At 68.4% G+C, this 26891-nt stretch carries 26 protein-coding genes and 1 pseudogene; 13 read left to right on the top strand and 14 right to left on the bottom strand.

Annotated features, from left to right (window positions below):
- On the bottom strand, nt 1–184 hold a 184-nt coding region (locus tag QH195_RS17445), incomplete at its 3' end, for a hypothetical protein (RefSeq protein WP_280436173.1).
- A 47-nt stretch (nt 185–231) separates the two neighbouring features.
- Here QH195_RS17445 and QH195_RS17440 point away from each other — a divergent pair.
- The 4 genes and pseudogenes from QH195_RS17440 to QH195_RS17425 form a co-directional block, all read left to right on the top strand.
- A pseudogene (locus tag QH195_RS17440) lies at nt 232–888 on the top strand (SDR family oxidoreductase); the annotation flags it as partial.
- Between the two features lies 1 nt (nt 889).
- A complete protein-coding gene (locus tag QH195_RS17435; RefSeq protein WP_280436172.1) occupies nt 890–1717 on the top strand; it encodes a mycofactocin-coupled SDR family oxidoreductase in 828 nt (275 codons plus the stop codon).
- 169 nt (nt 1718–1886) lie between these two features.
- Nucleotides 1887–2279: a helix-turn-helix domain-containing protein gene (locus tag QH195_RS17430; protein ID WP_280436171.1), complete on the top strand. Its 393-nt coding sequence runs from the start codon at nt 1887–1889 to the stop codon at nt 2277–2279.
- A 288-nt stretch (nt 2280–2567) separates the two neighbouring features.
- Nucleotides 2568–2963, top strand: a complete 396-nt coding sequence (locus QH195_RS17425; RefSeq protein WP_280436170.1) for a hypothetical protein — start codon at nt 2568–2570, stop codon at nt 2961–2963.
- A gap of 519 nt (nt 2964–3482) precedes the next feature.
- Here the strand turns inward: QH195_RS17425 and QH195_RS17420 are convergent.
- The 3 genes from QH195_RS17420 to QH195_RS17410 form a co-directional block, all read right to left on the bottom strand.
- Complete coding sequence (locus tag QH195_RS17420; RefSeq protein WP_280421769.1) at nt 3483–3740, bottom strand: hypothetical protein; 258 nt, start codon at nt 3738–3740, stop codon at nt 3483–3485.
- A gap of 84 nt (nt 3741–3824) precedes the next feature.
- Entirely contained in the window at nt 3825–4196 is a 372-nt protein-coding gene (locus QH195_RS17415) for a nuclear transport factor 2 family protein (protein ID WP_280436169.1), read from the bottom strand.
- Nucleotides 4197–4226: 30 nt separating this feature from the next.
- On the bottom strand, nt 4227–5762 hold the full coding sequence (locus tag QH195_RS17410; RefSeq protein WP_280436168.1) for an FAD-binding protein: 1536 nt from the start codon (nt 5760–5762) through the stop codon (nt 4227–4229).
- 232 nt (nt 5763–5994) lie between these two features.
- On the opposite strand from QH195_RS17410, the gene QH195_RS17405 reads away from it, so the two are divergent.
- Nucleotides 5995–6612 (top strand): PadR family transcriptional regulator, encoded by a 618-nt coding sequence (locus tag QH195_RS17405; protein ID WP_280436176.1) that lies wholly within the window; start codon nt 5995–5997, stop codon nt 6610–6612.
- 481 nt (nt 6613–7093) lie between these two features.
- Here the strand turns inward: QH195_RS17405 and QH195_RS17400 are convergent, their stop codons facing one another.
- The 3 genes from QH195_RS17400 to QH195_RS17390 all read right to left on the bottom strand — a co-directional run bounded on the left by QH195_RS17400 (nt 7094) and on the right by QH195_RS17390 (nt 10541).
- Nucleotides 7094–7936 carry an IclR family transcriptional regulator gene (locus tag QH195_RS17400; protein WP_280436167.1) on the bottom strand — a complete coding sequence of 281 codons (843 nt, stop codon included), beginning with the start codon at nt 7934–7936 and terminating at the stop codon, nt 7094–7096.
- Between the two features lie 202 nt (nt 7937–8138).
- Complete coding sequence (locus tag QH195_RS17395) at nt 8139–9317, bottom strand: acyl-CoA dehydrogenase family protein (protein ID WP_280436166.1); 1179 nt, start codon at nt 9315–9317, stop codon at nt 8139–8141.
- A gap of 45 nt (nt 9318–9362) precedes the next feature.
- Nucleotides 9363–10541, bottom strand: a complete 1179-nt coding sequence (locus tag QH195_RS17390) for a Rieske 2Fe-2S domain-containing protein (protein ID WP_432278466.1) — start codon at nt 10539–10541, stop codon at nt 9363–9365.
- 322 nt (nt 10542–10863) lie between these two features.
- On the opposite strand from QH195_RS17390, the gene QH195_RS17385 reads away from it, so the two are divergent.
- A complete protein-coding gene (locus tag QH195_RS17385; protein WP_280421775.1) occupies nt 10864–11784 on the top strand; it encodes a universal stress protein in 921 nt (306 codons plus the stop codon).
- Between the two features lie 133 nt (nt 11785–11917).
- Here the strand turns inward: QH195_RS17385 and QH195_RS17380 are convergent, their stop codons facing one another.
- Nucleotides 11918–13225: a ferredoxin reductase family protein gene (locus QH195_RS17380; RefSeq protein ID WP_280421810.1), complete on the bottom strand. Its 1308-nt coding sequence runs from the start codon at nt 13223–13225 to the stop codon at nt 11918–11920.
- Nucleotides 13226–13377: 152 nt separating this feature from the next.
- Here QH195_RS17380 and QH195_RS17375 point away from each other — a divergent pair, with 152 nt between their 5' ends.
- Nucleotides 13378–14529: a serine hydrolase domain-containing protein gene (locus QH195_RS17375; RefSeq protein WP_280436165.1), complete on the top strand. Its 1152-nt coding sequence runs from the start codon at nt 13378–13380 to the stop codon at nt 14527–14529.
- Between the two features lie 857 nt (nt 14530–15386).
- Here QH195_RS17375 and QH195_RS17370 read toward each other — a convergent pair.
- From QH195_RS17370 to QH195_RS17355, 4 genes are all read right to left on the bottom strand, one after another.
- On the bottom strand, nt 15387–16466 hold the full coding sequence (locus QH195_RS17370; RefSeq protein WP_280436164.1) for a saccharopine dehydrogenase family protein: 1080 nt from the start codon (nt 16464–16466) through the stop codon (nt 15387–15389).
- Nucleotides 16467–16583: 117 nt separating this feature from the next.
- Nucleotides 16584–16919 (bottom strand): rhodanese-like domain-containing protein, encoded by a 336-nt coding sequence (locus QH195_RS17365; protein ID WP_280421778.1) that lies wholly within the window; start codon nt 16917–16919, stop codon nt 16584–16586.
- 71 nt (nt 16920–16990) lie between these two features.
- The gene (locus QH195_RS17360; protein ID WP_280436163.1) at nt 16991–17437 is read right to left on the bottom strand and encodes a hypothetical protein; all 447 of its coding nucleotides are present in this window, start codon (nt 17435–17437) and stop codon (nt 16991–16993) included.
- A gap of 96 nt (nt 17438–17533) precedes the next feature.
- Nucleotides 17534–17974, bottom strand: a complete 441-nt coding sequence (locus QH195_RS17355) for a MarR family winged helix-turn-helix transcriptional regulator (protein WP_280421780.1) — start codon at nt 17972–17974, stop codon at nt 17534–17536.
- A 182-nt stretch (nt 17975–18156) separates the two neighbouring features.
- Here QH195_RS17355 and QH195_RS17350 point away from each other — a divergent pair, with 182 nt between their 5' ends.
- Nucleotides 18157–19227: an enoyl-CoA hydratase/isomerase family protein gene (locus QH195_RS17350; RefSeq protein WP_280436162.1), complete on the top strand. Its 1071-nt coding sequence runs from the start codon at nt 18157–18159 to the stop codon at nt 19225–19227.
- A 55-nt stretch (nt 19228–19282) separates the two neighbouring features.
- Here QH195_RS17350 and QH195_RS17345 read toward each other — a convergent pair whose 3' ends face one another.
- Nucleotides 19283–20683 carry an amidohydrolase family protein gene (locus QH195_RS17345; RefSeq protein WP_280436161.1) on the bottom strand — a complete coding sequence of 467 codons (1401 nt, stop codon included), beginning with the start codon at nt 20681–20683 and terminating at the stop codon, nt 19283–19285.
- Nucleotides 20680–21873 carry a CoA transferase gene (locus tag QH195_RS17340; RefSeq protein WP_280436160.1) on the bottom strand — a complete coding sequence of 398 codons (1194 nt, stop codon included), beginning with the start codon at nt 21871–21873 and terminating at the stop codon, nt 20680–20682. Before QH195_RS17340 ends, QH195_RS17345 begins: the two co-directional genes overlap by 4 nt.
- A 229-nt stretch (nt 21874–22102) precedes the next feature.
- Here QH195_RS17340 and QH195_RS17335 point away from each other — a divergent pair, with 229 nt between their 5' ends.
- From QH195_RS17335 to QH195_RS17315, 5 genes are all read left to right on the top strand, one after another.
- A complete protein-coding gene (locus QH195_RS17335; protein WP_280421784.1) occupies nt 22103–23257 on the top strand; it encodes an acyl-CoA dehydrogenase family protein in 1155 nt (384 codons plus the stop codon).
- 203 nt (nt 23258–23460) lie between these two features.
- Nucleotides 23461–24171 carry a TenA family protein gene (locus QH195_RS17330; RefSeq protein ID WP_280421785.1) on the top strand — a complete coding sequence of 237 codons (711 nt, stop codon included), beginning with the start codon at nt 23461–23463 and terminating at the stop codon, nt 24169–24171.
- Nucleotides 24168–25190, top strand: coding sequence for an ABC transporter substrate-binding protein (locus QH195_RS17325; protein ID WP_280436159.1), 1023 nt, complete (start codon nt 24168–24170; stop codon nt 25188–25190). The genes QH195_RS17330 and QH195_RS17325 overlap by 4 nt, the downstream gene beginning before the upstream one ends.
- Nucleotides 25168–26019, top strand: a complete 852-nt coding sequence (locus QH195_RS17320; RefSeq protein ID WP_280421787.1) for an ABC transporter permease — start codon at nt 25168–25170, stop codon at nt 26017–26019. The genes QH195_RS17325 and QH195_RS17320 overlap by 23 nt, the downstream gene beginning before the upstream one ends.
- Nucleotides 26012–26830 (top strand): ABC transporter ATP-binding protein, encoded by an 819-nt coding sequence (locus QH195_RS17315; RefSeq protein WP_280421788.1) that lies wholly within the window; start codon nt 26012–26014, stop codon nt 26828–26830. The genes QH195_RS17320 and QH195_RS17315 overlap by 8 nt, the downstream gene beginning before the upstream one ends.
- Nucleotides 26831–26891 lie beyond the last annotated feature (61 nt).

Raw genomic sequence — 26891 nt, 5'->3', positions numbered from 1 at the left:
GGGTGGCGTCGCGCCCGGATTCGGTGATCGGGTCTGCCACCACCAGCGTGTATCCGCCGGCGCTGTCCGTCAGGCCGCCCGGCCCCGTGGCCGGGCCGCGGTCGGGGGCGGGGGGGGGGGGGGGGGGGGGGGGGGGGGGGGGGGGCCCCCCCCCCGGGCGGGGGGGGGCGCGGGGGGGCCCCATATACCCCCCCCCCCCCCCCCCCCCCCCCGGGGGCGGGGCCCCCCCCCACGGCCGCGGAGGTCGAGGGCACCGGCCGCCGGTGTTTCACCGGATTCGCCGATGTACGCGACCCGCTGGCCTTGGAGGAAGCGGTGAACTCGGGGGTGGCGCAGCTCGGCCGCCTCGACGTGGTGGTCGCCAACGCCGGTGTCTACGCCGATCACGCACCGGGCTGGGAGCTGTCCGACGAATCGTGGCAGCGGGCGCTGGATATCAACCTGACCGGAGCCTGGCATACGGTCCGCGCCGCCGGAGCGCATCTCGGGGCGGGGGCGTCGATCGTGATCGTCGGCTCCACCAACGGTGTGAAGGGTGGTGCGGCGGCCGCCCACTACGCGGCAAGCAAACACGCGGTGGTCGGACTGGCCCGCACCCTCGCCAACGAGCTGGGCCCGCGGGGAATCCGGGTCAATACCGTGCACCCGGGATCGGTGGCCACGCCGATGATCCTCAACGACCGTGTGTACGCGAAATTATGCCCGGAGCTGCCCAATCCGACCCGGGAGGACGCGGCACGGGTACTCGCCCAGCGCACGATTCTCCCGGTGCCGTGGGTGGATCCGGTGGATATCAGCAATGCCGTGTTGTTCCTCGCGTCCGACGAGTCCCGGTACGTCACCGGGATCGAACTCGTCGTGGACGCCGGGCTTACTCAGAAGGTGTGAGATGGGACGGGTTTCGGGCAAGGTCGCGCTGGTCACCGGGGCAGCGCGGGGAATAGGCCGGGCGCAGGCGATCCGGCTGGCCGAAGAAGGTGCCGATATCGTCGCATTCGATATCTGCGGACCGGTGGATACGGTGATCATCCCACCGGCCACATCGGCGGATCTCGAGCACACCGTACGCGCGGTGGAAGCGACCGGGGCACGCATCGTGCCCACGGTGGTCGACGTCCGCGACGGTGCGGCGCTGCGCGCGGCCACCGACGCGGCGGTGAACCAGCTCGGCGGTATCGATATCGTCTGCGCTACCGCGGGAATAACCTCCAGCGCACCTGGACTGGAACTGACCGAACAGCAGTGGCAGACCATGCTGGATGTCAATCTGACCGGTGTATGGCAGACCTGTAAGGCGGCCACCCCACATCTCATCGCCCGCGGTAGCGGATCGATGATCCTCACCAGTTCGATCGCCGGCCTGCGCGGGCTGGTGGGCGTGGCCCATTACACGGCGGCCAAACACGGTGTGGTCGGGTTGATGCGATCGCTGGCCCAGGAACTCGCCCCGCACGGGATCCGGGTGAACTCGGTGCATCCCACCAATGTGGATACGCCGATGATCCAGAACGATATGGTCCGCGGCTCCTTCCGGCCCGACCTCGAGCATCCCACTCGCGAAGAGTTCGCCGAGGCGGCGAGAACCATGAACATGCTGCCGATTCCGTGGGTCGAACCGATCGATATCGCCAACGCCGCACTGTTCCTGGCCTCCGAGGAAGCCCGCTACATCACCGCGGTGACGCTTCCAGTGGACGCCGGCAGCACCCAGCGCTAGAGCGGTGCGGGGAAGCGGCCGTGCTTGGGTTTCGAGGAAGTCGGCGGGATCGAATGCTTGTGCCGGGTGAGCACTCCGGCAGCGGTATCGCCTGCTGCCAATCGCCGGGCTGCTTCGACCACGGCGACGGCGGTGGTTCCGTAGGTGTCTCGGCCTCGGATGACTCCCTGTGTCTGCCGGCTCGACCGCCAATCCGACACCGGGTGGTCGGCCGCGTTGCACGATCCGGCCGTCGCTGCGGCGCTCTCGGCGATCCACGGCTCGCCCGGGCACCGGCTGGACCGTCGCCGGGCGCGCCGGGCGCGCCGGGGTTTCGCGGACCGGCTTCGCCTGCCGATTCACCGACCTGATCGGCCGGCCACCCATCGCCTACCGCACCTGGTGGCGCATGACCCTCGCGGCTCGGCAACTGCGCGACACCGATACCCCGCTGACCGCCATCGCCCGGGACTCCGGCTATGCATTCGAGAACGAATGCGGCCGGCCGCCAGGTCGATTCCGGAAGACGAACCAACCAGCTCGATCACCGGATCGGACCCAGGACGATCGGCCGAATTCGTGACTCGCTCGAGGCTGCGCCGTCGTGTCGAAAGGGCGGCCGCAGTCACCGAATACAGTGCCGCACCCGACAGGGCCTTCGAGTTCGGTCCGGCCGCGCTACTGAACGGGCTTACCGAGCGGCTCAACGACCGCAGCACCGGAGAATCGGCGAGATCGCGCTGTAGACCGGTGACATCCACGCCCGCATTCGAACCGAAGTGGGCGTTGTCAGGCCCGATTTCGCATGAAAGGTAGTGAACAGGGCCAGTCATCCCACACTGGCGGGCGGTCCCTTCATGATGGAGAGTCGATGACCGATCCAGCCGAACGCCTCCGGGCACTGACCATCGGATTGCATCCACAAGCCATGGACTACAGTCGGTTCCCCGATCTGGACGAGGAGCAACTCACAGCCAGGGTCGACGTCGCCAACGCCGCTCTACAGAACACCGAATTCGATGTCACGCCGTGCATGGCCCGCGCGTCGCCCGCAGAGGCCGAAACCGAAATCCGCGACCTGCTGGCGAACCAGTCGTTCGACCTCGTCATGGTGGGTGGGGCGGTGCGGGCCTTCCCCGGGCACACCCTGCTGTTCGAGCGCATAATCAACGTCATCGTCGACGCAGCACCGGGAATCAGGTTCTGCTTCAACACTTCGCCCGAGACCAGCCTCGACGCCCTCCGCAGGGCAGCAGCATCCGTCTGAATTCGCGCTTGCGCGTTTGCCGCGGGTTGCGCTGCGGATCCGAAGACGAGCTGCCCGCCTCGCGCTACCGTCTGCACCGAGACCGGTACGGCCGAAGCCTGAGCCCGGATTCACCCAGGCTTCATGTACCTGGGACACGCGGAGCAGGGCGCTACCCGGGTGTGGGTCGCCGACGAGCGGGCGACCACATGGGCGACGGTTGTACCGCTGTGTTGCCTTGCCACGATGAGTCGGTGAGAAACCGCCGTATCGGCGCCTCGGGCACCCCACTGGGATCCATAACCAGGAACGGCACTACCCCGCGATCTACCTGGGCGACAAGGTGGAGCGATACCCGAAACACCGAAGAAAGCTGCGGTAGTCCGGTCGACAACTCGCAGTACTACCGCGGCCGCCTTGCTCCACCGTGGCGCAACGTGACCGACCATCGCGTGCCGACACCACTGCGGCGAAGGGAAAGACTGCCGCCGCGGTGGGCCGGGCCGGAATTCCTCACCGGCCACCCGGGGGCGGGGCAGTTCAGCCGAGGCGCCCTGGGACGGGTTCGCTGCGGTACTCGTCGGTGCGTAGTTCACCTTCGGCGACCGCCCGTTCGATCGAATCGCGCAGCGCCGGACAGGTCGGGATCCAGTTACTGGGTTCGCCGAGGGCCGCGCGCCGGGCGAACTCGGGACAGGCGGCTTCAGCATCGTCGAGCCATTGCACGCTGGTGTGACTGGGGCTGTACTTCTCCACCAGGACGCGGTTTCCGCAGTTGGCGCACTGAATATTTCGCACGGTCACTCCTCTGTCCGCCGGGCGCGCGCGGCGCGCCGATATAGCCGATCACCATCGCATGTCCGATGGTGGCTGTTCCAGGGCTCAGCCGAAACCGACGTCGTCCGGCGACCAGAACGCGCGCATACCGGTGATCCGCGCGTCCTCGTCGAAGGTCATGACATCGATGGGCTCCACCGTGATCGTCTTGCCGTCGGTTTCGGTGATCACCCGGAAAGAGAACGCGGCGTTGTCCCCGCTCACGCGCAGGCTCAGCAGTTCGGTCCGGCGGCGTGCCGATTCGAGCGGACTGTAGAACTTCTCGATGGCCGCGCGACCGGTGTGCGCGGGGGAGCCGACGGGGTCTTCCAGCGTGGCGTCCGGGTGATAGAGCGCGGCGATCTCGGCCGCGGTCCCGGTGGCGACGGTATCGAGGTAGCGGCGTACGGCCGCACGGATCCGGTCGGGTTCCGGCATGGTGTACTTCCTGTTCTGGTGGGGCGGGTGTCAGCGGCCGAGCATGTCGCGGACGGCGAGGTGGCTGAACAGCATCGAGGCGCCGATCGGATTGCCGCCGCCGGGATACACGGTGCCGCTCACGGCGGCCATGGTGTTGCCCGCGGCATAGAGCCCGGGAATCGCGGCGCCGTCACGGTCGAGGACCCGGGCACCGGTATCGGTGCGCAGACCACCTTTCGTGCCCAGATCGGACAGGCCGAACGCCGCTGCGTGGAACGGCGGCCGGTCGATCGGCACCAGCGGCGATTCACCCTGGGAGAACGCACGATCGTAGGCCTCGTCGCCGCGGCCGAAATCGGTATCGGCGCCGGCCGCGACCATCGCGTTGAAGCGTTCGACGGTCGCCACCAGGTTGGCGGCGGGCACCCCGATCGCTTCGGCCAGACCCTCGAGGGTGTCGGCGGTGCGCCACAGTCCGGCGGCCACATACTTCTCGGTCGCGTCGAACGACACATTCGGAGCCTGCACCGGGGGTGTGGCACCGTCCCGGTCGTCGTAGACCATCCAGTAGGGGAGGGTGAGGTCACCCGAGCGCAGGCGGTCGAGGGCGGCGCGCCCGAGCCGGTCGTACGGCGCGGACTCGTTGACGAACCGCCGGCCGTCCTGATCGACGAAGATTCCCCCGGTGAACCACAGCGCGAAAGCCGACCGGCCGTCCGGGTGGGTGAGCCCGGGCGACCACCAGGCCTGATCCATCAGGTCGGTATCGGCGCCGGCCGCGATCCCGGCCTCGTGCGCCCACCCCTGGTTCCCGGGCGGTCCCATGGTGTCGCGTGCGCTGCCGGGCACACCGTAGCGCCGGCGCAATTCGTCGTTGCCCTCGAAGCCGCCGGCGGCCAGGATGACGCCGCGCCGAGCGCGGATCGCCAGGGTTCCGGCCGGCCGTTCGATCAGCGCGCCGACGACCGCTCCGTCCTCCACCACGAGTTCGGTCAGCGCGGCGTTGCGGTGCAGGCGCACCTGCGGATAGGTGGTCAGTGCGCGCAGGAACCGGCCGATCAGGGCTTGTCCGCCGATCAGCACATCCGGCAGCGGGGCGCCGAGCCGGTCGGTGTCCAGGGGCCCGCGCAGGTGTTCGCGCAGTTCCCCGAGCTCGGCCGCCGGTAGCGGGACCGGCACGATATGGCGTTGCCCGTCCACCCGGGCCTTCGGTGCGGTGCCGAAGTAGTCTGGCCACGGGTACATCTGGAACGCGAAGTGGTCGTCGGCTTCCAGGTACTCGATGAGATCGCGGCCGCGGCGCACATAGGTTTCCTGCAGGTCGCGCGGTGTCCGGTCACCGACGACGGCCCGGTAATAGGTGAGCGCGTCGTCGAGGGTGTCATCGGTACCGGCCCGCTCCAGCACCGGATTACACGGGAACCAGACTCCGCTGCCACCCGAATACGCGGTGGTGCCGCCGAACTTGTCGGTCGCCTCCACCACCGCGACCGACAGCCCTTCCCGGGCCGCGGTGTAGGCGCCGGCGAGACCCCCACCGGAACCTGCCACCAGCACATCGACTTCGTCGTCGAAGTTCACCACTGCTCTACCGCCTTCTCGCGCTCCCGGAACGTGCCGAGGCCGACGCTAGATCGGCCGCCTCGCGGTGCGGGGCCACCTTCCCGGTGACCGGGACGCCCCTTTCGGCGTCCGCGCCGCCCCATGGTGGCGTATCCGACCGGTATACCGGCGTTGATAGCATTCGGCGGTGACGACGAGCGAACCCGATCCGGCGCAAGTGAACCTGCCGCCGACCAGCTGGGCGGTGCTCGCCATGCTCTCCTACGAGGAGGAGATCTCCGGGTACGACCTGAAGAAATGGGCCGACTGGAGTATCCGGTACTTCTACTGGAGCCCGTCCTACAGCCAGATCTACTCGGAGCTGAAGAAGCTCGAACGGCACGGGTTCGCACAGTCCCGGGTGGACAGCGACAATGCCATGCGCGGTCGCCGGCTGTACCGCATCACGTCGACGGGGCGGGCCGCTGTCACCGCGTGGAGCAACAACGCGCCCGTCGACCCGCCGATGCTGAAACACCACGTGATGCTGCGGGTGATGTTCGGGCATCTCAGTTCCCCGGACCGGCTCAAAGAGATCCTGCGCGACCATATCGCCGATGTCGAGCGCCTCGAACACAGCGCCGCCGTCGACTCCGAAGCCGCGAAATCCGAACCCGGGTGGGCATATTCGCAGATCGTGCTGCAATGGGCGCAACGCTACTACGCGGCCGAACGTGATCTCGCCCGGCAGTTGATCGACGATATCGATGCGGCCGAGACCGCGCTGGTGACGGCCGAACACGACGAACAATCCGACTATCCGCATCCCATCCCGGGGCGTTGGCGAGAAGTCGAGCAGCGGGTCCGGCAGGAGGATCCCGAACGGCGCTGACGGCCCGAAAAGCTCGGGCCGGGTTGCCCGGCGCATCGGCCGTGTCCGGCGCCGACCCCAGGCGCCGGAACCGGCGCGCGGTGTGCCCGGATTCGAATCCGCGCGCACCCGCCGAGACCGAACGTCTGCGGAGCGATGTGGCGCTGCGAATACTTCTCGCCACCGTTATCGATCTTCCGCGGCAATCCGGGGGTCCCGCGCTCCTCGGCAGGCGCCCGTGTCGGATGAAGTCCTGCACCTCACCTCGATATCCGGTGCGGTTGGACGGCATCGCCCCGATTGTCGTGGTGCTGATCGAAGTGATCGTGGCGACAGCCGCGAGTCGCCGATCGCGTCGGCGTGGACCGGACGGGAATGGACATGCCGGTCCGGGTGCGCCGGTGGAACCCCGGATCACCACAGCTCACACCGGTCCGCCGGACGGCCCCGTCGGTGGGGGTCCAGCCGGCCGCACACCACCCGGGCGGTGGTCCGATCGGGTTCAGGTGAGGGCCGGCTCGGCGTGGACGTCCGGCCGGAGCTTCGGTGCCGGAGTCAGGGGACGGAGTTGCTGCAGCGTGGGATGCACGCGCACCTCGCCGTCCTCGACATTGCGCCAGATCCCGAGGGCGGTCATCCGCACCGGTGCTGCCAGCCGACGGTCGAAGGTCATCCGCTGGATCGGGCCGCAGATCGAGACCGCCGCCACCGCTCGGCCCATTTCGCCGATCGGCGCCGCCACGCAGCCGAATCCCGGCAGCGACTCTTCCCGTTCGAATGCCACGCCGTGGGCCCGAACCTTGGCCAGCTCGGCCCGTAACTGCGCCGCGGTGGCGATCGAGTAGCGCGTTTTCGGCCGGACGGTGCCGGCACCGAAGAAATCGGCGGATTCGGTATCGGCGAGCAGCACCTTTCCGACGGCCGTACAGTGTGCGGGCTGGCGGCCGCCGACGCGGGTGGGGACCGCGTTGCCGAGCCGGCCACCGACCTTGTCCAGGTAGACCACGTCCGTCCCGTCGAGCACGGCCAGATGGACGACGTAGCCGGTAGTGCGGTGGAGTTCGTGCAGGAAGGGGACGGCGGCGCGGTGTAGCCGGTCCTGGTGCACCGCGAGTGAGCCGAGTTCCATCAGTCGCAGCCCGAGTTCGTAGTCGCGTCCGTCGCGGCGCAGCCAGCGCAACCGCACCAGCTGTTCGAGGATGCGGTGTACCGAGGACCGGGGTAGTCCGGTCCGCCGGACGACCTGTGCATGCGTCAGTCGGCCGTGCCCTTCGAACGCGTCGAGGACGAGCGAGACGCGGTCGATCACGGCGCTCGGGGTCGCGGTGTCGGCATGGATAGTCATGGAGCCCTCCATCGGGGTCTGCGAGCTGGTGCCCAACGGAATATGCCGATTAGGCATATTCCTATTTGTAACATCTCGTTGTGCTCGCTGTCACATGAATCCCCGAAAACGGCCGAAAATGACGAACGGCCCCCCGGAGCCGGGCGAAATGCCCGACCCCGGAGGGCCGTATCCGGCGCCCGCAGGCGCCGTTCTGTAACGCTCAGATCATCGAACGCAGCGGGTCGGCCGGATCGAAACCCATCGAGCTCAGCGCCGACGCGTGGTAGACGGTGCTGGGCACGTGGATGGCGTGATTGAGTCCGGCGTGGCAGTCCCGCCAGTAACGCTGCAGCGGTTTGTCCATCCGCAGGGCATTACCGCCCGACCGGGCGAAGATCTGATCCACGGCGGTGACAGCCCGCCACGCCGCCCGCACCTGGGTGCGCCGCCCGGCCGCGCGGTCGGCGAAACCGACCTCGGCACCGGATTCGACAATGTTCCAGATCCGGTCGACATTGGCGAGCAGTTCCTGGCGTGCCGCATTGATATCGGCGGCAGCCTCGCTGATGGCGAACAACACATACGGGTCGTCCTTGATCGCCGTGCCCTGCGCACCCACCCGGTCGCGCTGGTAGTCCAGATGCGCGGCGAGCGCGCCCTCGGCGATTCCGATCACCGCCGCGGTGATACCCAGCGGGAACATTGTCGACCACGGCATCTTGTACAGCGTCTCGGTGACACCGTACTCGCGCTGCGCGGTGCCGTCGATGACGTGATCACCGTTCATCACGCGGTAGGAGGGGACGAACGCGTCCCGCACGATGATGTCCTTGGAGCCGGTTCCCTTCAGGCCCACCACGTTCCACGAGTCCTCGACGATTTCGTAGTCGGCGCGGGGCAGGATCATGTGCAGCATGGTCGGCGGCTCGGCGATACCGCCCTGGGCGTCGCCGAGCATCGCACCGAGGAAGATCCAGTCGCAGTGGTCGGTGCCCGAGCTGAACTGCCAGCGGCCGTTGAAGATATAGCCGCCGTCCACCGGGCGGGCGATACCGGTGGGCGCATACGGTGAAGCCATCCAGGTGTCGTTGTCGGAGCCCCACACCTCGGCCTGCACCCGGGGGTCGGCGAAGGCGAGTTGCCACGGGTGGACTCCGACGATGCCGCACACCCATCCGGTGGCGGGGTCGAGGGCCGCCGCCGCCATGACCGATTCGGCGAATTCCCGCGGGTGCGCCTCGAAACCGCCGTACTTCCTCGGTTGCAACAGCCGGACGGGCCCGGCCTTCTTCAGTAGTTTCGCGGTGGAATCGGGTAACCGGCCCAGGCGTTCGGCTTCCGGCCCTTGCTCCCGCAGCTGATCGGCGATTGCCGCGAGATTGTCGAGAACTTCGGTCATCGGGATTTCCTTGATCGGTGCACGCGGCGGTAGCGGCGGTATCGGTTATCGGGTGGTGGTGTCGACGACGGCGCCGCGGGCGATATTGTCGGCGACCTCGGCCTCCCAGCTGGTGACCGCGCGTTCGGTATCGATCTCGAACTCGAACCGTTTGGTCATATCCTCGGTGATGTCCTCGACATCCACATAGAACTGCTTGTACCAGCGCCGCAGCTGGTAGACCGGGCCGTCCTCCTCCGACAGCAGCGGATTGTCGATGGGGGCCTTGTTCTTCCAGATCTCGACGTCCTGTTCGAAACCCACCTCGACGCCGTGGGCGAACTGCGCCGCCATCGCGTCGGCGTCCGCGTCCGACATGCCCTCCGGCTTCTTCACCATGGCCCCGTACTGCAGGACGAAGGAGTTCGAACTGACCGGGTAGTGACAGTTGATCAGCACCGTCTCGATCGTCCTGCCGCCGGCCTCGTTCCACAACCAGTCGATCATGTAGGACGGGCCGAAATAGGAGGCATCCGACCGCAGCGTCGAGTTCGGGTCGTCGTAGTTGGTGCCGACATTGATATCGCCGCGCGGTGTGGACCGCATGTACTGCGTGGCCACATGACCTTCGAAAACGTTCTTGAAGTAGCGCGGGAAGGAATAGTGGACGTAGAAGAAGTGGGCCATATCCACCACGTTGTCCACGATCTCGCGGCAGTGTGACCCTTCCACCAGCAAGGTGTTCCAGGTCCAATCGGTCCACTCGGGCGTGCCGTAGCCCTCGATCTGCGGAATCGTCACCTCATCGGTGGGTTTGCTGCCCTGCGGATCGTTCCAGACGAAAAGCTGGCCGTTGCGCTCCAGTGTCGGCCAGGCGCGGGTCTTCGCCAGCGGGGGCACCCGGCGCGCATACGGGATCCCGGTGCATTTCCCGTTGCCGCCCCAGCGCCAGTCGTGGAACGGACAGGCGATGGAATCGCCTTTGACCGTGCCCTGCGCCAGATTTCCGCCCATATGGCGGCAGTAGGCGTCGATCACGTGCAATGTGTCGTCGGATTCGGACCGGAACACCACCAGGGTGGTGCCGAAGGCCTTCACCTCGTGCGGTCGGCCGTCGCGGAACGATTTCGCCAGGCCCAGGCAGTGCCAGCCGCGGGCGAACCGGGTCGGGGCCGCGGCCGCTTCGATCTGCCTGTATTCCTCGTCGCCGTGCTGAGTTTGCCCGTTCGGTACGTGAGCCGGCATCGGAACCTCCATGTTCCCACCAGAGTTGTGTGTCTGCGCCCGATGGTGACGCGGGCCGGGGCACAGTGCGGGCCGAGGTCCCAGTCAGTGGGCTGATTTCGTCGCGGGTTGCCGTATCCGGTGGCATCCCCCGGCCCCGGGCCGCAGCGACGGCCGGACCTGGCGCATGTTCACCGGCGTCCGCGCAGCGTGTCGGCCCCTCGTCGGGCATGCGGCGGCTCCTATCCTGGGATCGGGGATCGGCCTGCTGGTCGTCGGGAGCGTTCGACCGGGAACCGCAATCGGAGAGTGATCGCACCACACTGAACGGAAGGTAGGACGGATGCAGCCAATCCCTGCGGGAAACCACATCGTGGTAGGTGTCGACGGATCCGAGACCTCGCTGGCCGCGGCGGAATGGGCCACCGCATTCGCCGGGAAGCTCGCGCTACCGCTGCACCTGGTGCACTCGTCCCCGGCTCCGGGCCCGATGCCCGAGATCGCGATGACCCCCGACGAACTGGCCGAACGGTACCGCGCGTATCGCTCGGAACTGCTGACCGCCGCCGAAACCGCGGTGCGCCGGTCGGCGCCCGGTATCGACCTGAGCTCGATCGCCGACAGTGAGCCGCCCGCCGCGGGCCTGCTGAAAGCGGCCCGGGGCGCCGCGATGATCGTTATCGGTGCGACCGGCGCCGGGGCGGTCGAACGGTGGATCCTGGGATCGACCGCATTGCGGGTGGTCGATCGGGCGCATTGCCCGGTGGTGGTGTGGCGGGGCGACCCCGGCGATCCGGCCCCGGACGATCGGCCGATCGTGGTGGGTTCGGACGGCAGTCCGCTCTCGGCCGGGGCCACCGAACTCGCGTTCGCCTGGGCCCAGCTGTTCTCCGTACCGGTTGTGCCCGTGCGCACCTGGACCGACAGTACGGCGGCCGGGGATTCCGTCCCCACGGCGATGCAGGTGTTCGGGCCCACCGCGATGGCCGTCGATTGGGAGACCGTCGCCCGGGCGGAGGCCGGGACACTGTCGACGATCGTCGCGCCGTACCGGAAGAAATTCCCCGGCGTCACCGTGGAGGAACGGTCCCGGCGTGGTTCGGCCGTCCGGGAACTGCTGCGGGCGCTCGACGAGGGGCAGATGCTGATCGTCGGCCACAAGGGCAGGGGGCGTCTGCGCGGCGCCCTCCTCGGTTCCACCACGCAGAACCTGCTGCACCGGGCCCAGCGGCCGCTCATCGTCTATCGCGGACCCGACAACTGACGATCACCGGTGCAGCCGTTGCGACGCGGTGCTCAGCCGGTCGCGAGGGCGAACCACGCGCAGGCGGCCAGCAGGAGCACGGTGATCGCGAGAACAGCGCGGGTGGTGTAGATGTGTCGCATGACGGCCCCGTTCAGACGAAGTCGAATCGTTCGGTGTGCAGGTGTTCGGCGGGTACGTCGAGATCGGCCAAGGCATCTTCGACGGCGGTGACCAGGGGGCCCGGCCCACAGGCGAAGTACTGCCTCCGGGGGTACCCGGCCGGCAGATGCCGGGCCAGCATCGCCCGGTCGAGGTACCCGTGTTCGCCGGACCAGCCGGCGGGCGGTCGCTCCGGAATCCGGACCACGGTGAGGTCCAGCCGGTGTTCCAGTGTGCGGATCTCGTCGTCCAAGGTGGCGTCGGACAGAGACCGGAAGGCATACATCAGCAATACCGGGCGGCGGTCCTGACGGTCCGCCATGGTCCGCAGGATGCTCACCATGGGGGTGATCCCGATACCGCCCGCGATCAGCACGAAACCGGGGCCCTCGTTGCGGTCCGGAGTGAACACGCCGTGCGGGCCGGAGATGTAGGCGCGGGTGCCGACCGGGATATCGCCGACGGTGGAGGTGAAATCGCCCAGCGCCTTGATCGTCATCTCGACCTCCCGGTGTTCCTCGGCGCTGGAGGAGAAGGAGAACGGGTGCGCGGTGATCGAGAACGGCGCGCGGTTCACCACCAGCCACCCGAACTGACCCGGCTGGAACCGGAATCCCTCGTGGCCGACCGGTGCCATGCCGAGCGTATGCGCGTTGCCCCGTTCGGCGGTGACCCGTTCGATCCGCCAGGGCCGGCGCAGCCGGAGCAGGGGTTCCACGACGCGTACCCACACCAGCAGCAGCACCAGTGCCAGCGTCATCACCGCCCACAACCATTTCTTCCACACGGCGTCGAGGTAGTAGTCCACGAGGAACATATGGGCGAGCGCGAACGCGACCACCAACACGGACAGCACACCGTGGCAGATCTGCCAGATCTCGTAGCGGATGCGCAGGCGTTTGCGCCAGACGGAGGTGGCGATCAGGATCAACAGCAGGACGGTCGAGGCGACCGCGAACCGCGCTCGTGGCGGAGCCTGCGCCAGGTTCAGCAATCCGATGATGTCGGTGCCCGCGATCTGCAGCAGCACCGGATGCGCGAGGATGAACGCCAGCGCCACATAGGACACCTGCCGGTGGAATTGCACGAGCGCGTCCTCCCCGAACGGCGCCGCGACAGCCCGGAACCGGGCGACCAGCGCGAATTGCAGGCCCAGCATCGACATTCCGACGAAACCCAGGGCGACCGAGAATTCTGTCAGGAACCCGCGCCGTGCGTCGGCGACACCGATCGCGGCGAAGATCAGCGGGACGATCGCCGCCGCCAGGTACAGCCCGAACCAGGCCATACCGCGAGCCATCAGCGACAACTCATCCTCCTGGGGTCCGACTCGACGATGTCTGCGAAACCGGGATCAGCCTGGCGAATTCTAGGTGCGCCGGTGCGTATCAGCGGTCACGCCACGCATGGACAACCCAGTGGTTCGGAGTGAAACGTGTTCTAATTCTGGTCGTGAGCGTTGCTGTACACGGTTGGGTCGACCCGGCCTTCCGTGCAGTTCGCGACCACTTCGCCGCGAATCTGGCGGACGGACGCGACCTCGGCGCAGCAGTGGCGGCGTTCGTGCGTGGTCGTCCCGGCGGGCCCCTCTGGGGCGGTATCGCCGACGACCGGACCGCGCGACCGTGGGAACGCGACACCCCGTGCCCGGTGTTCTCGTGCACGAAAGCCGTCACCGCGACCGCGGTTCTCCTCGCCGCCCGGGAAGCCGGCGTCGACTGGACCGGGCGGGTGACGACATGGTGGCCGGAGTACGGCGCGGCGGGCAAGGAATACACCACCTTGGCGGACCTGCTGAGCCATCGCGGCGGGCTGCCGGCTTTCGACCGGCCCGTCACCGTCGCCGAAGCCGCCGATCCCGCGGCGATGGCCGCCCAGCTGGCAGGCCAGCCGCCGATCTGGCCGCCCGGTACCGTCCACGGCTATCACGCGTTGACCTTCGGCTGGCTGGTGGGTGAATTCGTCCGCCGCCGGACCGGCGGTACGGTCGGCCGATTCGTCCGCAATCGCCTGAACGAGGAATTGTGGCTGGACGTCCCCCAGGCGGTGGCCGCGCGCGCCGCCCGCGTCGGGTTCCCGCCGGTCGAAGAGCGGCGCTGGGACGATCCCGGTTCCGTCGACGCCGCCACCGTCGCCGAGATGGCGCGGGCGTATTCGGATCCCGGATCATTGGCATTGCGGGCCTCGACCAATCCCGCCGGTTCGCCCAACAGGCCGGAGGTGCTTGCCGGTGGCTGGCCGGGTTCGGGCCTGGTCACCACGGCTCGCGCGCTCGCGGGTTTCTACCGCGACCTGACCTCGGGGCGGCTGCTGCCCTTCGAGATCGTCCGCGCGGCGACCGCGGAACAGGTTCGCGGTCGCGATGCGGTTTTGCTTCTGGAGAGCGCGTTCGGTCTCGGCTTCATGCTGCCCTCCGAGAATTTCGCCTTGCCCGACGTGGCCCGGTGCACCGCCTTCGGGCATCCCGGCGCCGGTGGCGCGGTCGGGCTGGGCGACCTCGAGAACCAGGTGGCGTTCGCCTTCACGCCGAATCTCCGCCGGGATCGGCTGGCCGGCGACCGTCGCGCCCACGACCTCATCGCGCAGATCTACGCCGCGCTGTGAGTGGCCGGATGCGCAGCTCGAGCGACGGGCTCGTCTCGGCGTCCTCGCATCCGCTGTCGACGGTGAGGGCACGGCTGCCGCGGCGAGGTGAATTGCGGAATCGTGTACGCGGGGGTTTCTGCGCGACTTCGGAAAAGGTGAGGATACGGGAATTCCGGTTGATTACACCAGGGGTCACGATTCGGCGGTCGATATCGAGAAACCGATCGGAGGTCGATGACGATTCGATTCGCAGACAGGACGTATCGCCCTCTTCGTAATGTGCTTCCGGTCGCCGTCTAACAGTTCTGATAATTCCATCCGCACAGGGCATACCAAATGTGAGCTCATTGCAAAGAACTGCAGAATCGACCGCATATTCCCCTCGTTGGGGCGGGTATGCGTCGGGGTGTGCGAAAATCTTTTCGCGCGAGTGTTGTTCGGCGAAACGAGGTGCTGACGCCGTCTTTACGAGGTGCTAATCTGCACACGGGACTTTCCCGGGAACGGGATCCCAATCGGACGATAGCCCTGCCGGGCACGGTGTTCCGAATATTGCCGCCGAAGGTTTCGCGGGCATCGTCGTTTCGAGCGATTTCTTTGCCGGAGAACCATCCGAGTGTTTCCTCGGAGGAAGAGAGGAACGTCATGAGTGCGGTTATCGGCCTCGGCTCCGCGGTTGTCGGCCTCGGCTCCGCGGCCGCGGGCGCGGCCCTGAGCCTGGCTTGGGGTCTGCTGGGCATCATCCTCTGACGAAAGGAGGCGCCGTCCACCCGAACAGCGAAAATACTGCCGCCCGAGTAGCGAGGACGCTGTCACCGGCCGTGGCGCGCCGCACGAAAGCGGGCCAGGGCCGGTGTGGCGTGTGCGTTGCCGGGCTATCGCCTCAGCCCGGACTCCGCGGCGCCGGCGGTCAGCGCGTCGAGGCCGAACGCCTCGACGGGGCCGAGGGCGCCGGTGCCGAGCAGACCACCGGCGAGCGCTGTTCGGGCGCCCCAGGCGAGGATCGCCGCGGTGAAGTCGTAGGGGTCCACACCGGTGAGTGTTACGGAGATCGAACTACGGCCCGCGGCATCGGAGACATCCGCGACCGCCCAGGTGCGGGTGCGGGCCCGGGCGGTGGGTGCCGGGCCGCCGGTCGATCCTTTGACGACGCGGGTCAACGCCGTTTCGGCCAATCGCCGCACCGGCTCCACGCGGGAAACAGCGGCGGTGAGCAGCGAGGTCGCCTGTAGACCGCGGGCCGCCGGACCGGGAAGGCCGAGGTAGACATCCACGTCGCGGAGCCGCGGATACGAGCGGGTCAGGGCGAAATGCTCCGAACCCGGAACAGATGCTCCGGTTCGGGTGCGGCCCGCGACCTCGAAATCACGTGTGCGGGCGGCTGTTCGCTGGGTGATGACCCGGCCGCCGCGCAGGGCGAAACCGTCTTCGAACAGCATGCCCGCCATGGACGCGCGGGTACCGCCGCTGGTGCCGGGGTCGGCGATGAAGTATCCGATCTCGGCGCGAACGGCGTCCGGTGCCTCGGCCAGCGCGAGAGCGGCGGCCAGATTGCCGGGTACATAATCGAATCCGAAGGCGGTGAGCAAGGCGACACCCGCCCGGCGGGCCTCGTCGTCGTGGTCGAACACCGTCCGGATGAACGGGCCTTCTCCGGTGGAGTCGAAATAGTGCGCGCCGGCCGCGAGAGCCGCTGCCAGTGCGGGCTTTCCGTAGCGCAGGAACGGTCCCACCGTCGTGATCAGCACATCGCCTCGGGCCAGTAGCGCACGGACCGACCCGGGGTCGGTCACCTCGGCGACCGCGGTATCCGCGCCGCCGATCTCGGTGGCCAGTTCCGCGAGCGAATCGGCGTTGCGCCCGGCGAGTACGGGTGCGGCGCCGTGGGCGGTCAGAGCCTGCGCGATCAGGCGGCCGGTGTATCCGGTGGCTCCGAACAGCACGATCTTCGGCATTGCTGGTACTCCCGTTCTGTCCATCGGTCCGGTGGTGCGATATCACCGTGGCGTAGACGACACTACGTCGCTGGGCGCGGTCCGCACTGGATCAGCTCGGATGAACGGGCGGCTACCTCACCGTCCCGATTCCAGTGCTCCGCCGGCGGCGCGCCAGTCGATCAGCCCACCCGACATGTTCTTGGCTTCGAAACCGTATTCGAGCAGGAGGTTGGCGGCCCCATAGGACCGCAGGCCGCCGGTGCAGAAGGTGATCAGCAGTCGATCCTCGGGCAGTTCGCCGCACTTTTCCGTCAACTGTTCCAGTGGAAGGTGGACCGCGCCGGGAATACGGTTGCGATTCCATTCGAATCCGCGCCGTACATCGACGATGAGGGCGCCGGCTCGGACGGCCTCGATCGCTTCCGCCGCCGATAGGGAGGGTGCGCGATACAGGTAATGGCGGATGCTCATGGAACCGGTCCTTGTTTCGTGGGAGAGAAGTGTTTCGGCCGAACGGCTTTCACGGACGCCGGCCGTGAGGGTCAGGGGTGGGCGCCGGGGCGCACGATCATGAGGACGACGACGATCAGCCAGAGCATGTTGTAGAGACCGGCGAGCATGCCCAGGGTCCGCAGCCGGGTGTCGTCGCCCGGTGCGTCCATGGCCTCGCGCTGTATCGGATGAATGATCACTGTGATGATCGCGGCGGCGCACCCGGTGAGGATGATGGCCGCGGTGATCCAGATTTCACCCATCCGTCCCTGGAGGACGGCGAGAACTATGCCGATGACCGGGACGATCAGGCCCAGTCGTGCGTAGGTGCCGGTGATCCGGTGCAGGACTGCGGCGACGGCAGGGGAGCGCTCCGATACCGGGCCGGCGGTCGCGGCCAGCGGTGCGTAGCGGGGGAACAGGCTGGTGGCGACGGCGGAACCGCCGACGAAAACGATGGCTGCCAGAACGTGGACCGACAGCAGCAGATGGTGCATGGACAGCTCCCTCTCAACCTTCAGATCGACTGAAGCTTAACAGGAGTTTCAGATGGACTGAAGGTTACCTGTGTCGCACCTCTGGACGGAACGCCGTCAGTTCCCCGTCCCGCGGAAAGCGTCCACAACGGCCGTACCGATCCGGCGCTGAACCGGATCGGCCGCAGCACCGAACAACCGCTCGTCCACCTCCGTGACCACGTCCTGGGCAGTCCGCAGCAACCGCTCACCGTCCTCGGTGAGTTCGATCGCCGACGCCGAGCCGGCGCGGGCGGTGCGGTCACGGACGAGCCCGGCGCCGGCGAGCGCCTTCACCGCGGTGTGCGCGCTCTGCACGCTGATCCCCGACATCCGCGCCAGCTCGCTGAACGAGGCCCCCGGAACACCGGAGATATGGCCGAGCAGACCCAGGCGCCCGACCGTGAGGTCCAAGGCCGCCAGTCCCGCGTTGAGTTCGGTCTCCACCCGCCGCGCCAGCGTCAGCACGATGATCGAAGCGCTGGTCACCGGCGGTGTCCGGTCGTTGTCGGTACTCACCACGTCAGTTTCCCGCACACCACCCGGCGCACCGCCCGGTGGGCAGGTGCCTCGGCCCCGGATGGCGGTGCGGGCTCGTAGGCGACAAATGGTTGTGGGTGCGTCCGATAAGTTCGATGCGGCCGGACGCGCGGGCGGCCCAGGCGCGGCCGGGCCCGGAACACGCAACCAGGAGGGTAGGTATGGGGATCGAAGTACGCACCCTCGGCGCGGCGGAGTTGGCCGAGGGCGCGGCCGATGAATTCGCCCTGGACGCGACCACCTTGCTCGAGCCGCTGCTGCTGGTCGACCTCACCGGTATCGACGCGGCGACCGCGGCGGCCGCCGCCGCGCGGATACCGGAACTGGGCGGGCCGGCAGTCGGACTCTGTTCCGGCGGTATCGCTGCCGAACTCGCGCCGTTGACCGCTGCGCTGGACCTGACCTACGCGGCGGCGGCGGATCCGGCGGACCGGGCGGTTGTCGTGACCGGCGATCCCCAGCGCGCGGTCGCCGAGTTCGCCGACTGTGTGCGGCGAAATCCGCAGGCAGCGAGTTTCGCCGCGCAGGTGGTCCGCGCTTCGGCAGGTCTCCCGGTGCCGGCGGCCATCGATATGGAGTCCTTCGCCTACTCCACACTCCAGGGCGGCCCGGAATTCGGCCGCTGGCTCGAGGAACGACGCCGGCTGGGCCGTCCCCTACCGCCACCGCCCGAAACCGACCCGGTCCTGCTCGCCGCGGACGGCGATACGTTCCGGATCACGCTGAACCGGCCGGAACGGCGCAATGCCTACGGCACCGCGCTCCGTGATGCCCTGGTCGACGCGTTGCGCACCGCGTTGCTCGCCGATACCTTCGGCAGGATCGTGCTCGACGGTGCCGGTGCGTCGTTCTGCTCCGGCGGGGATCTCGACGAATTCGGCCATACCCCCGATACCGCGACCGCTCATCTGATCCGGACCCGCGGCGGAGCGGCGCGGTTGATGGCCCGGCTGGCGGAGCGCATCGAGGTCCGGTTGCACGGCCACTGCGTGGGGGCCGGGATCGAGATCTCCGCGTTCGCCGGACGTGTCGTCGCCGCCCCGGAGACCGTGATCCGGTTGCCGGAGGTGGCGATGGGGTTGATCCCGGGCGCGGGTGGCACCGTGAGCGTGCCCCGCCGGATCGGCCGATGGCGGGCGCTGCACTTGTTCGTCACCGGTGTCGCGCTCGGCCCGCAGGACGCACTCGAGTGGGGTCTGGTCGACGAAATCGCCGCTGCGCACGACCGGTAGGCACCGGCGCGCCGGAACTCGCCGCCGCCATGCACTCGGCCTCGCGTGACTGCCCTCAGGGTTTCCGGCGTTCGAACACCACCGCTCCGCCGATGAGAGTGGCGCGCACTGCCTCGGCCGTGGGCTGCGCGAGTATGCGCTCGAGCGGCCGGTCCAGCAAGACGAGGTCGGCCGGCGAGCCTGCTGTGACTGCGCGGGCCGGGCCCCCGGGGTCGTGCAGAGGTGCGAGGTAACGGCCGAGAGCCGTCGCCGCCGGGAGCGTTTCGGCCGCACCGACCACGGAACCGTCCGGCGCGTGCCGAGAAACGGCCGCGGTGATCACCTGCCAGGGATCGAGCGGTCCGTACGGGGCGTCGCTGGACAGGGCCAGCCCGACGCCACCTTCCGACAGGCTCCGGCAGCGATAGAGGTCGGGCAGGTCACGGGGCTCGATACGGCGCCGGTAGTCGTCGCCGCGGTCGGCGAGGAAACCCGGCTGGGTCACCACGGTGACTCCGAGGCGCCGCAATGCGGCGATGGATTCGGCCGGAACCATCGCGGCGTGTTCGATCCGGTCGCCCGGCACCGTACCGGTTTCGTCGAAGACCGCGAGCAGTATCAGCAGCGCCTCCCGGCTCACGCAGTGCACGGCGACCGCCCGGCCCCGCTCGTGTGCGCGCGCGACGGTGGCTGCCAGGGAGTCGATATCGGGTAGTCCGGAATCCGCGAGCACGATCTTGTACGCGCCGGTGGTGACGCCGGATCCACCGGTGTGGCCGAGTGGAACGCCCAGGAGGTTCAGTCGCTGGGGTAGCGCACCGGAGCTCGCCGCACCGATCAGTCCCGCGAGGGTGTCCCGGGGGAGATCGGGTGTGGCATCGGTGATTCCGGTGATCCCGTACCCGGCCAGCCGGGTACCCACCTCCGTCAGGTCAGGTGGGCCGGTATGCGGCAGTTGTGACCGCAGCCAGGTATCCGCGCGCCAGACGCGGCCCGTGGCGCGACCCTTCGCATCGCGTTCCACACCGGGCTCGGTGGCGGTGTCGAGTCCGGCGAGGCGGGCCGCGGCGGAGTTGAGAATCCACATCGCACCGCTGCGATGCTGGATCCGGGCCGGTCGGTCACGGCACAATGCGTCGAGCGCCGCCGAATCGAGCAGCCCGGCCACCGTTTCGACGTACCCGACCCCGCGGATCCATCCGTCCCCCGGCGCTGCGGCGAGCGAGCGGGCGAGATCGACGGCGGTGCGCACCTGCGGGGGTCCGCATCGGACCGAATACGCGTCCGCCGCCAGAGCGTGCAGATGCAGGTGGTGGTCGTGCAATCCCGGCAGCAGTGCGCCGCCGCCGGCGTCGAGAACCGCGCGGCCGGGCGCCGGGCGGCCGGTCCCGACCGCGGCGATGATCGAATCGCGTATCAGGACATCGGCCCGGGTTCCCGCGGATACCTCGGCGTCGCGAATCAGCAGCTCGGTCATCCGGGCCGCACACCCAGTTCGGTGAGCACGGCGAAGGTATCCCGGCCGCTCTCCGGCGCCGTGCCGATCGGTGTGCGCCGGCGCGGAACAGCCACTGTCGATTCGTCGACGGGCACGGTCGCCGAGCCGGGACCGAGGGTCGCGGCGACGACCCCGGACATGGCGATATCCCACAGGTGGCCGGCGCCGTCGGCGGGTGCCGACATGGCCAGCACCGCTGCTGTCAGTCCCGTCAGCGGGTCGGCGATCGCATCACCCACGAACAGCGGCGTGTTCCCATCGGGACAGGCGACGAGACCCGCGGTGGCCGCGATATCGTCACCGAACCCGATCCGGTTCGAATCCCGGCCGTGCGCGGTGATCGATACCCAGGTACCGCCGGAGGCGACGAATTCCTCTGCGTCCAGCCCGAAACCGAGAAGAGCACGCGGCCGGGACGCCTCGATCACGATATCGGCGGAAGCGACGAGTTCGCGTAACGCGCGCCGCTGGCCGCCGTCGCCGGGGTCGAGGACGACGGATTCGTGGCCGCCGTGCAGCAGCCGATAGAACTCGGGAGATCCGGCGCGGGCGCCGTCGGGCCGGGTCGGTGTCTCGACCTTGATGACGCGGGCACCGGCCAGGCCCAGCAGATGGGCGCACAGCGGGCCCGCCCACAGGGCACTGAAGTCGATCACGCGCAGTCCGGCTACTGGGCGCACGTCCAGCGGTTGCGGAACCTCGGCCGGAGCGGAATCGACCGGGCCGGCGGCGAGTCCCAGCAGTTCGGCGCGTTCGGCGAGTTCGGCGCCGGTATGGGTGCGCAACCAGTCCGTCACGGCGGGCCACGGATCGTCGCCGACGTCACCGCATACGAGGGCACCCAGCAGGACGGGGTCGTCCGGTCGCGCACAGCTGACGGCGGCCCAGCCGTCGGCGGTGGGAAGCAGGCGGCAGTGCCCGCCGGCCGATAGGGTCCCGCCGCGGCGGGACCCGGTGAAGGCGGCGCGTTCGGACAGCAGCCGCGCACCGTCCAGGCGAACCCGTCCGCCGGTGATCGCCGCGATCCGTTCCGTCTGCCGCCGGGCCATCGATGCCGCCGACCCCGGAGGGATCAGCGGCGGTCCGTCGGAATACCCGGTGAGTGCCGGAACGCCGCTGTCGAGCCAGTCGTGTACCCGGCGCGCGATTTCTCCCGAGGCGTCGGACACCGCCCGATGCTACCCACCGACAAGCCTGCGTATGAACGATGTGCCGGGCATCGATGTGCGGGACGAGTGCGAGCCGACCGGTGAGCGGACTGGTGCGAGCCGACCGGTGAGCGAATGGGCCGACCGGGCCGGCAACCCGGACCGGCTATACGTTCGTCACGATCGGTATCTCTGTGAACCGTACGGATCTCCGCGGGCCCGGGCCCGCCACACGGTGAGGACATCGGGCGTGAGCTACTACCTGAACGACGAAGAAGCGCTGCTGGTACGAACGGTGCGCGAGTTCATCGATCGTGAGGTGAAACCGTCGGTACGGGAAGTCGAGCACGCCGACCGGTACCCGGAGGCGTGGATCGACCAGATGAAGCGGATCGGCATCTACGGGCTTGCCGTACCGGAGGAATTCGGCGGTACACCGGTCTCGATGCCCTGCTACGTGCAGGTCACCGAGGAATTGGCCCGCGGCTGGATGTCGCTGGCCGGTGCGATGGGCGGCCATACGGTCGTCGCGAAACTCATCGCCCTGTTCGGCACCGAGGAGCAGCGGAAGCAGTACCTGCCCCGGCTGGCCACCGGCGAGATCCGGGCGACCATGGCGCTGACCGAGCCCGGCGGCGGCTCGGATCTGCAGGCCATGACCACCCACGCCGAACGTGACGGCGACGATCTGGTGATCGACGGGGCCAAGACCTGGATCACCAACGCGCGGCGGTCGGGGGTTATCGCCCTGCTCTGCAAAACCGACCCGGCCGCCACCCCGCGGCACCGGGGTATGTCGATCGTGCTCGTCGAACACGGCCCCGGGCTCACGGTTTCGCGGGACCTGCCCAAACTCGGATACAAGGGGGTCGAGAGCTGTGAGCTGTCGTTCGACGGCTACCGGATCGGCGCGAACGCGATCCTCGGCGGCCTGCCCGGAAAAGGATTCGCGCAGATGATGAAGGGGCTCGAAACCGGCCGGATCCAGGTGGCGTCGCGGGCGCTGGGAGTCGGTGCGGCCGCCCTGGAGGATTCGCTCGCCTACGCACAGCAGCGGGAGAGCTTCGGCGAACCCATCTGGAAGCACCAGTCGGTGGGCAACTACCTGGCCGATATGGCCACCAAACTCACCGCCGCCCGCCAGCTCACCCGGTATGCGGCCGAAATGTACGACCGCGGGGAGCGCTGCGATATGGAGGCCGGGATGGCCAAGCTGTACGCTTCCGAGGTCGCGATGGAGATCGCTCTGAACGCGGTCCGCATCCACGGCGGGTACGGATACTCCACCGAATACGACGTCGAACGTTACTTCCGGGACGCCCCGCTGATGATCGTCGGCGAGGGCACCAACGAGATCCAGCGCAATGTGATCGCGGCCCAGCTCGTCGCCCGTGGCGGTCTGTGAATCAGCGGGTTTTCCTCGGAGTCGGGAAAGTAGCGGCCGCGGTCGGCGCGGACCGGGGTACGCATTATCCGGGGCACCGGACCACTTGTCATGCGACGCGCCACTGGTATGGTCGAATTCGTTCTGACACGGGGTGCTCCGTACGACGCGGGGCTGAGATCACACCCGGGAACCTGTCCAGGTAATGCTGACGAAGGGATGTCTTGGCGTTGCTCGCGCACACCACGGAAACCGGCCGATTCACCGATCACCTCTGGGACCGGACGAAGGCGCTGCGCGGCGCCATCGACGATCTCGAATTCCTTCGGTTACTCGGTGCCGGTACCCTGCCGCCCGAGGTTTTCCGCACCTATATCGAGCAGGATTCGCTCTATCTGGCGGGTTATTCGAAGGTGCTGGCCATCCTCTCGTCCAAGGCTCCCGATGCCGGGGCCGCGCGGTTCTGGGCGAATTCGGCCGCCTCGGCGGTATCGGTCGAGTCGGCCTTGCACGACGAACTGCTCGGCGGCGGGAAGCTACCCGCCCGGGACGGCGAGCCGGAACATTCGGCGGCCTGCCTCGGCTACGTCTCCTATCTGATCGCGACCGCCGCCACCGAGTCCTACGCCGTGGGCGCGGCGGCGGCGTTACCGTGCTTCTGGATATACGCCGAGGTCGGGCGCGATCTGGCCGCCCGCGCGGCCGCCGTCCTCGCCGCCGATCCCGATCATCCGTACGCGCAATGGGTGGCGACCTACGGCGCCGAGGAGTTCCAGGAGTCGGCGGCCGCGGCCCGGACGATGGTCGACGCGGCGGCGGAGGCCGCGAGCGCCCGGGAGCGCGACGCGATGGCGGCGGCGTTCACCGTCGCGACCCGGTACGAGCTGATGTTCTGGGATACCGCCCTGCATCCGCAGCCCTGGCCCGCGCCGTGAACGCCCGCCTACGCCGGGCCCTGGCGACGGCTGCCGCCGCGCTGGTGGCGCTGTCCGCGCTCACCGCCTGTACGGCGGGGACCGGCGGCGACGAGACCATCCGCTTCGCCCTGGACTGGACGCCGAACACCAACCACACCGGCCTGTTCGTGGCGCAGCAACGCGGCTGGTTCGCCGAGGCCGGCCTGGACGTGGAGATCCTGCCGTACAACAACACCGCGGTCGATACGGTCGTCGACGCCGGTAACGCCGAATTCGGTATCAGTACTCATAATTCGTCGACCTTCTCCCGCGCCTCCGGCGGCCACACGATATCGGTACTCGCGCCCCTGCAACACTGGGCGACCGGGATCGGCGTGAAAGCCGACCGCGCCGATATCAGGTCCCCCAAGGACCTGGACGGCGAGACCTATGCCGGTTTCGGCGATCCCGGCGAGGTGGAAGCGCTGCAGCAGGTGATCCGCAACGACGGTGGTAAGGGCGAGTTCGAATCGGTCACCCTGGGCACTTCGGCGTACGAGGCCGTCTACTCCGGACAGGCGGATTTCACCGTCTCCTACCTCGCGTGGGAGGGGATCGAGGCCGAACACCACGGCACCCCCATGAAATACTTCCGCTACACCGATTTCGGTTTCCCCGACGCCTACGCCATCGTGATCGACGCCAATCAGGACTGGCTGGCCGCGAATCCCGATCGCGCGGCGAAGTTCGTGCAGGCGCTGCAACGCGGATACCAGTTCGCCGCCGACGAACCGGCCGCCGCCGCCCAGGACCTTCTCGACGCGAATCCCGGTGCGTTCCCCGACGAATCGCTGGTCTTCGAGAGCCAGCGCATGCTGGCCGAGCAGTTCATGAAGGACTCCGAGGGCCGGGTGGGCACCCAGACCCAGGAGCAGTGGGCGGCGAATTCCGGATTCCTGTACGACAAGGGCCTGCTCACCGGGCCGGACGGTGCGCGCTTGGCCGAGGAACCCGACTGGTCGACGTATTTCACCGATGACTATCTCGCCTCCCCGTAGCGAACCCGCGCCCGGCAATCCGTCACAGCCCGACCCGTCCTCGGCGGCGGGCACCGGATTCTCGGCGATCGGCCGGCTGGTGCCTGCGGTCGTTACCGTCGCGGTCCTGGTCGCTGCCTGGCAGGCCTACGTGCAGATCAGCGGCATCCGTCCGCAACTCCTCCCGTCACCGATCCGTGTGCTGGAACAGGGTTGGGCGCACCGCGACGAGATAACCGTCCACGCGGCCGCCACCCTGCAGGTCACCGCGACCGGTTTCGCCCTGTCGCTGAGCTTGGCCTGGCTGCTGGCCGTCGTGGTCGACTTCTCGCCCTGGTTGCGCCGCGCGTTCGTCCCGCTCTTCGTTGCCTCCCAGACCTTGCCGATCATCGCGATAGCGCCGCTGATGATCATCTGGTTCGGGTTCGGACTGCTGCCGAAGGTCCTCGTCGTCGCGCTGGTCACTTTCTTCCCGATGGCGATCGGCCTGATCGAGGGCTTTGCCGCTGCCGATCGTGAGGCGGGCGCGCTGTTGCGCAGTATGGGTGCCTCCCGCGGCCAGGTCTTCCGCTATGTGCGCCTGCCCTCGGCGATACCCCGGTTCTTCACGGCGCTGCGGATCGGGATCACCTATGCCGTCGTCGGTGCCGTGTTCGCCGAATACGTCGGCGCGCGCCAGGGGCTCGGTATCTATATGAGCCTGCAGAAGAATTCGTTCCGCACCGACCTGGTGCTGGCGGCCGTGTTCGTGACAGCGCTGATCAGTATCGCGTTGTATCTGCTGACGTTCGCGGTCGAGCGGGTCGTCGCGCCGTGGTCGCGCGCGGAGAACCGGAGTCGCCGTGGCTGACCCGATCGGTAACCGGCTCGTCGTCGACTCCCTCGCCAAGTCCTTTCCACAGCCGGGCCGACGGCAGGGGCGCCGGCCGGTACTGGCCGGCCTGTCGTTCACCGCCGAGCCCGGCGAGTTCGTCTCCGTCATCGGTCCGAGCGGGTGCGGGAAGAGCACCCTGTTCAATACGCTGGCCGGGCTGGAAAGCGCCGATTCGGGTCGTGTCCGTTTCGGTGACGACACCCGGACGGCGGCCGCGCATTGCGCCTATATGCCGCAGAAGGATCTGTTGTTCCCATGGCGCACCGTCCTCGACAACACCATCCTCGGGTTGCAGGTACACGGTGTCCCGAAAGCCGAAGCCCGGCGGCGCGCCCGCGAACTGTTCGGTGCGTTCGGGCTGTCCGGATTCGAGGACGCCCGCCCGTCCCAGCTGTCCGGCGGTATGCGGCAGCGTGCCGCACTGCTGCGCACCGTCGTCCAGGAACGTGAATTGCTGCTCCTCGACGAACCTTTCGGCGCACTCGACTCGCTGACCCGCACCGAGATGCAGGCCTGGTTACAGGACGTCTGGCAGCGCTACCGATGGATGGTGCTGATGATCACCCACGATATCCGCGAGGCCGTGTACCTGTCGGACCGCGTCGTCGTCCTGTCCGCCCGCCCGGCCACGGTGCGCCGCGAAGTGCGGGTCGATCTCCCACGCCCGCGCACCCTGTCCATGATCACGGCTCCCGAGTTCGCCGCCCTGGAGCAGGAACTGCTCGACGTACTGACCGAGGAGTCGCGTTCCGCGCCGGCCGAGCCGGGTCGAGTGGTCAGCGGTTGACGGCATCGGCCGGCCCGTCGTGCGCTGGTTTCAGGAGCCCGGCGACCCGGGCGACATCGAC

It is taken from the genome of Nocardia carnea (assembly GCF_029868855.1).
GTDB classification, from domain to species: Bacteria; Actinomycetota; Actinomycetes; order Mycobacteriales; family Mycobacteriaceae; genus Nocardia; species Nocardia carnea_A.
This window is presented reverse-complemented; position numbering and strand designations above follow the sequence as displayed.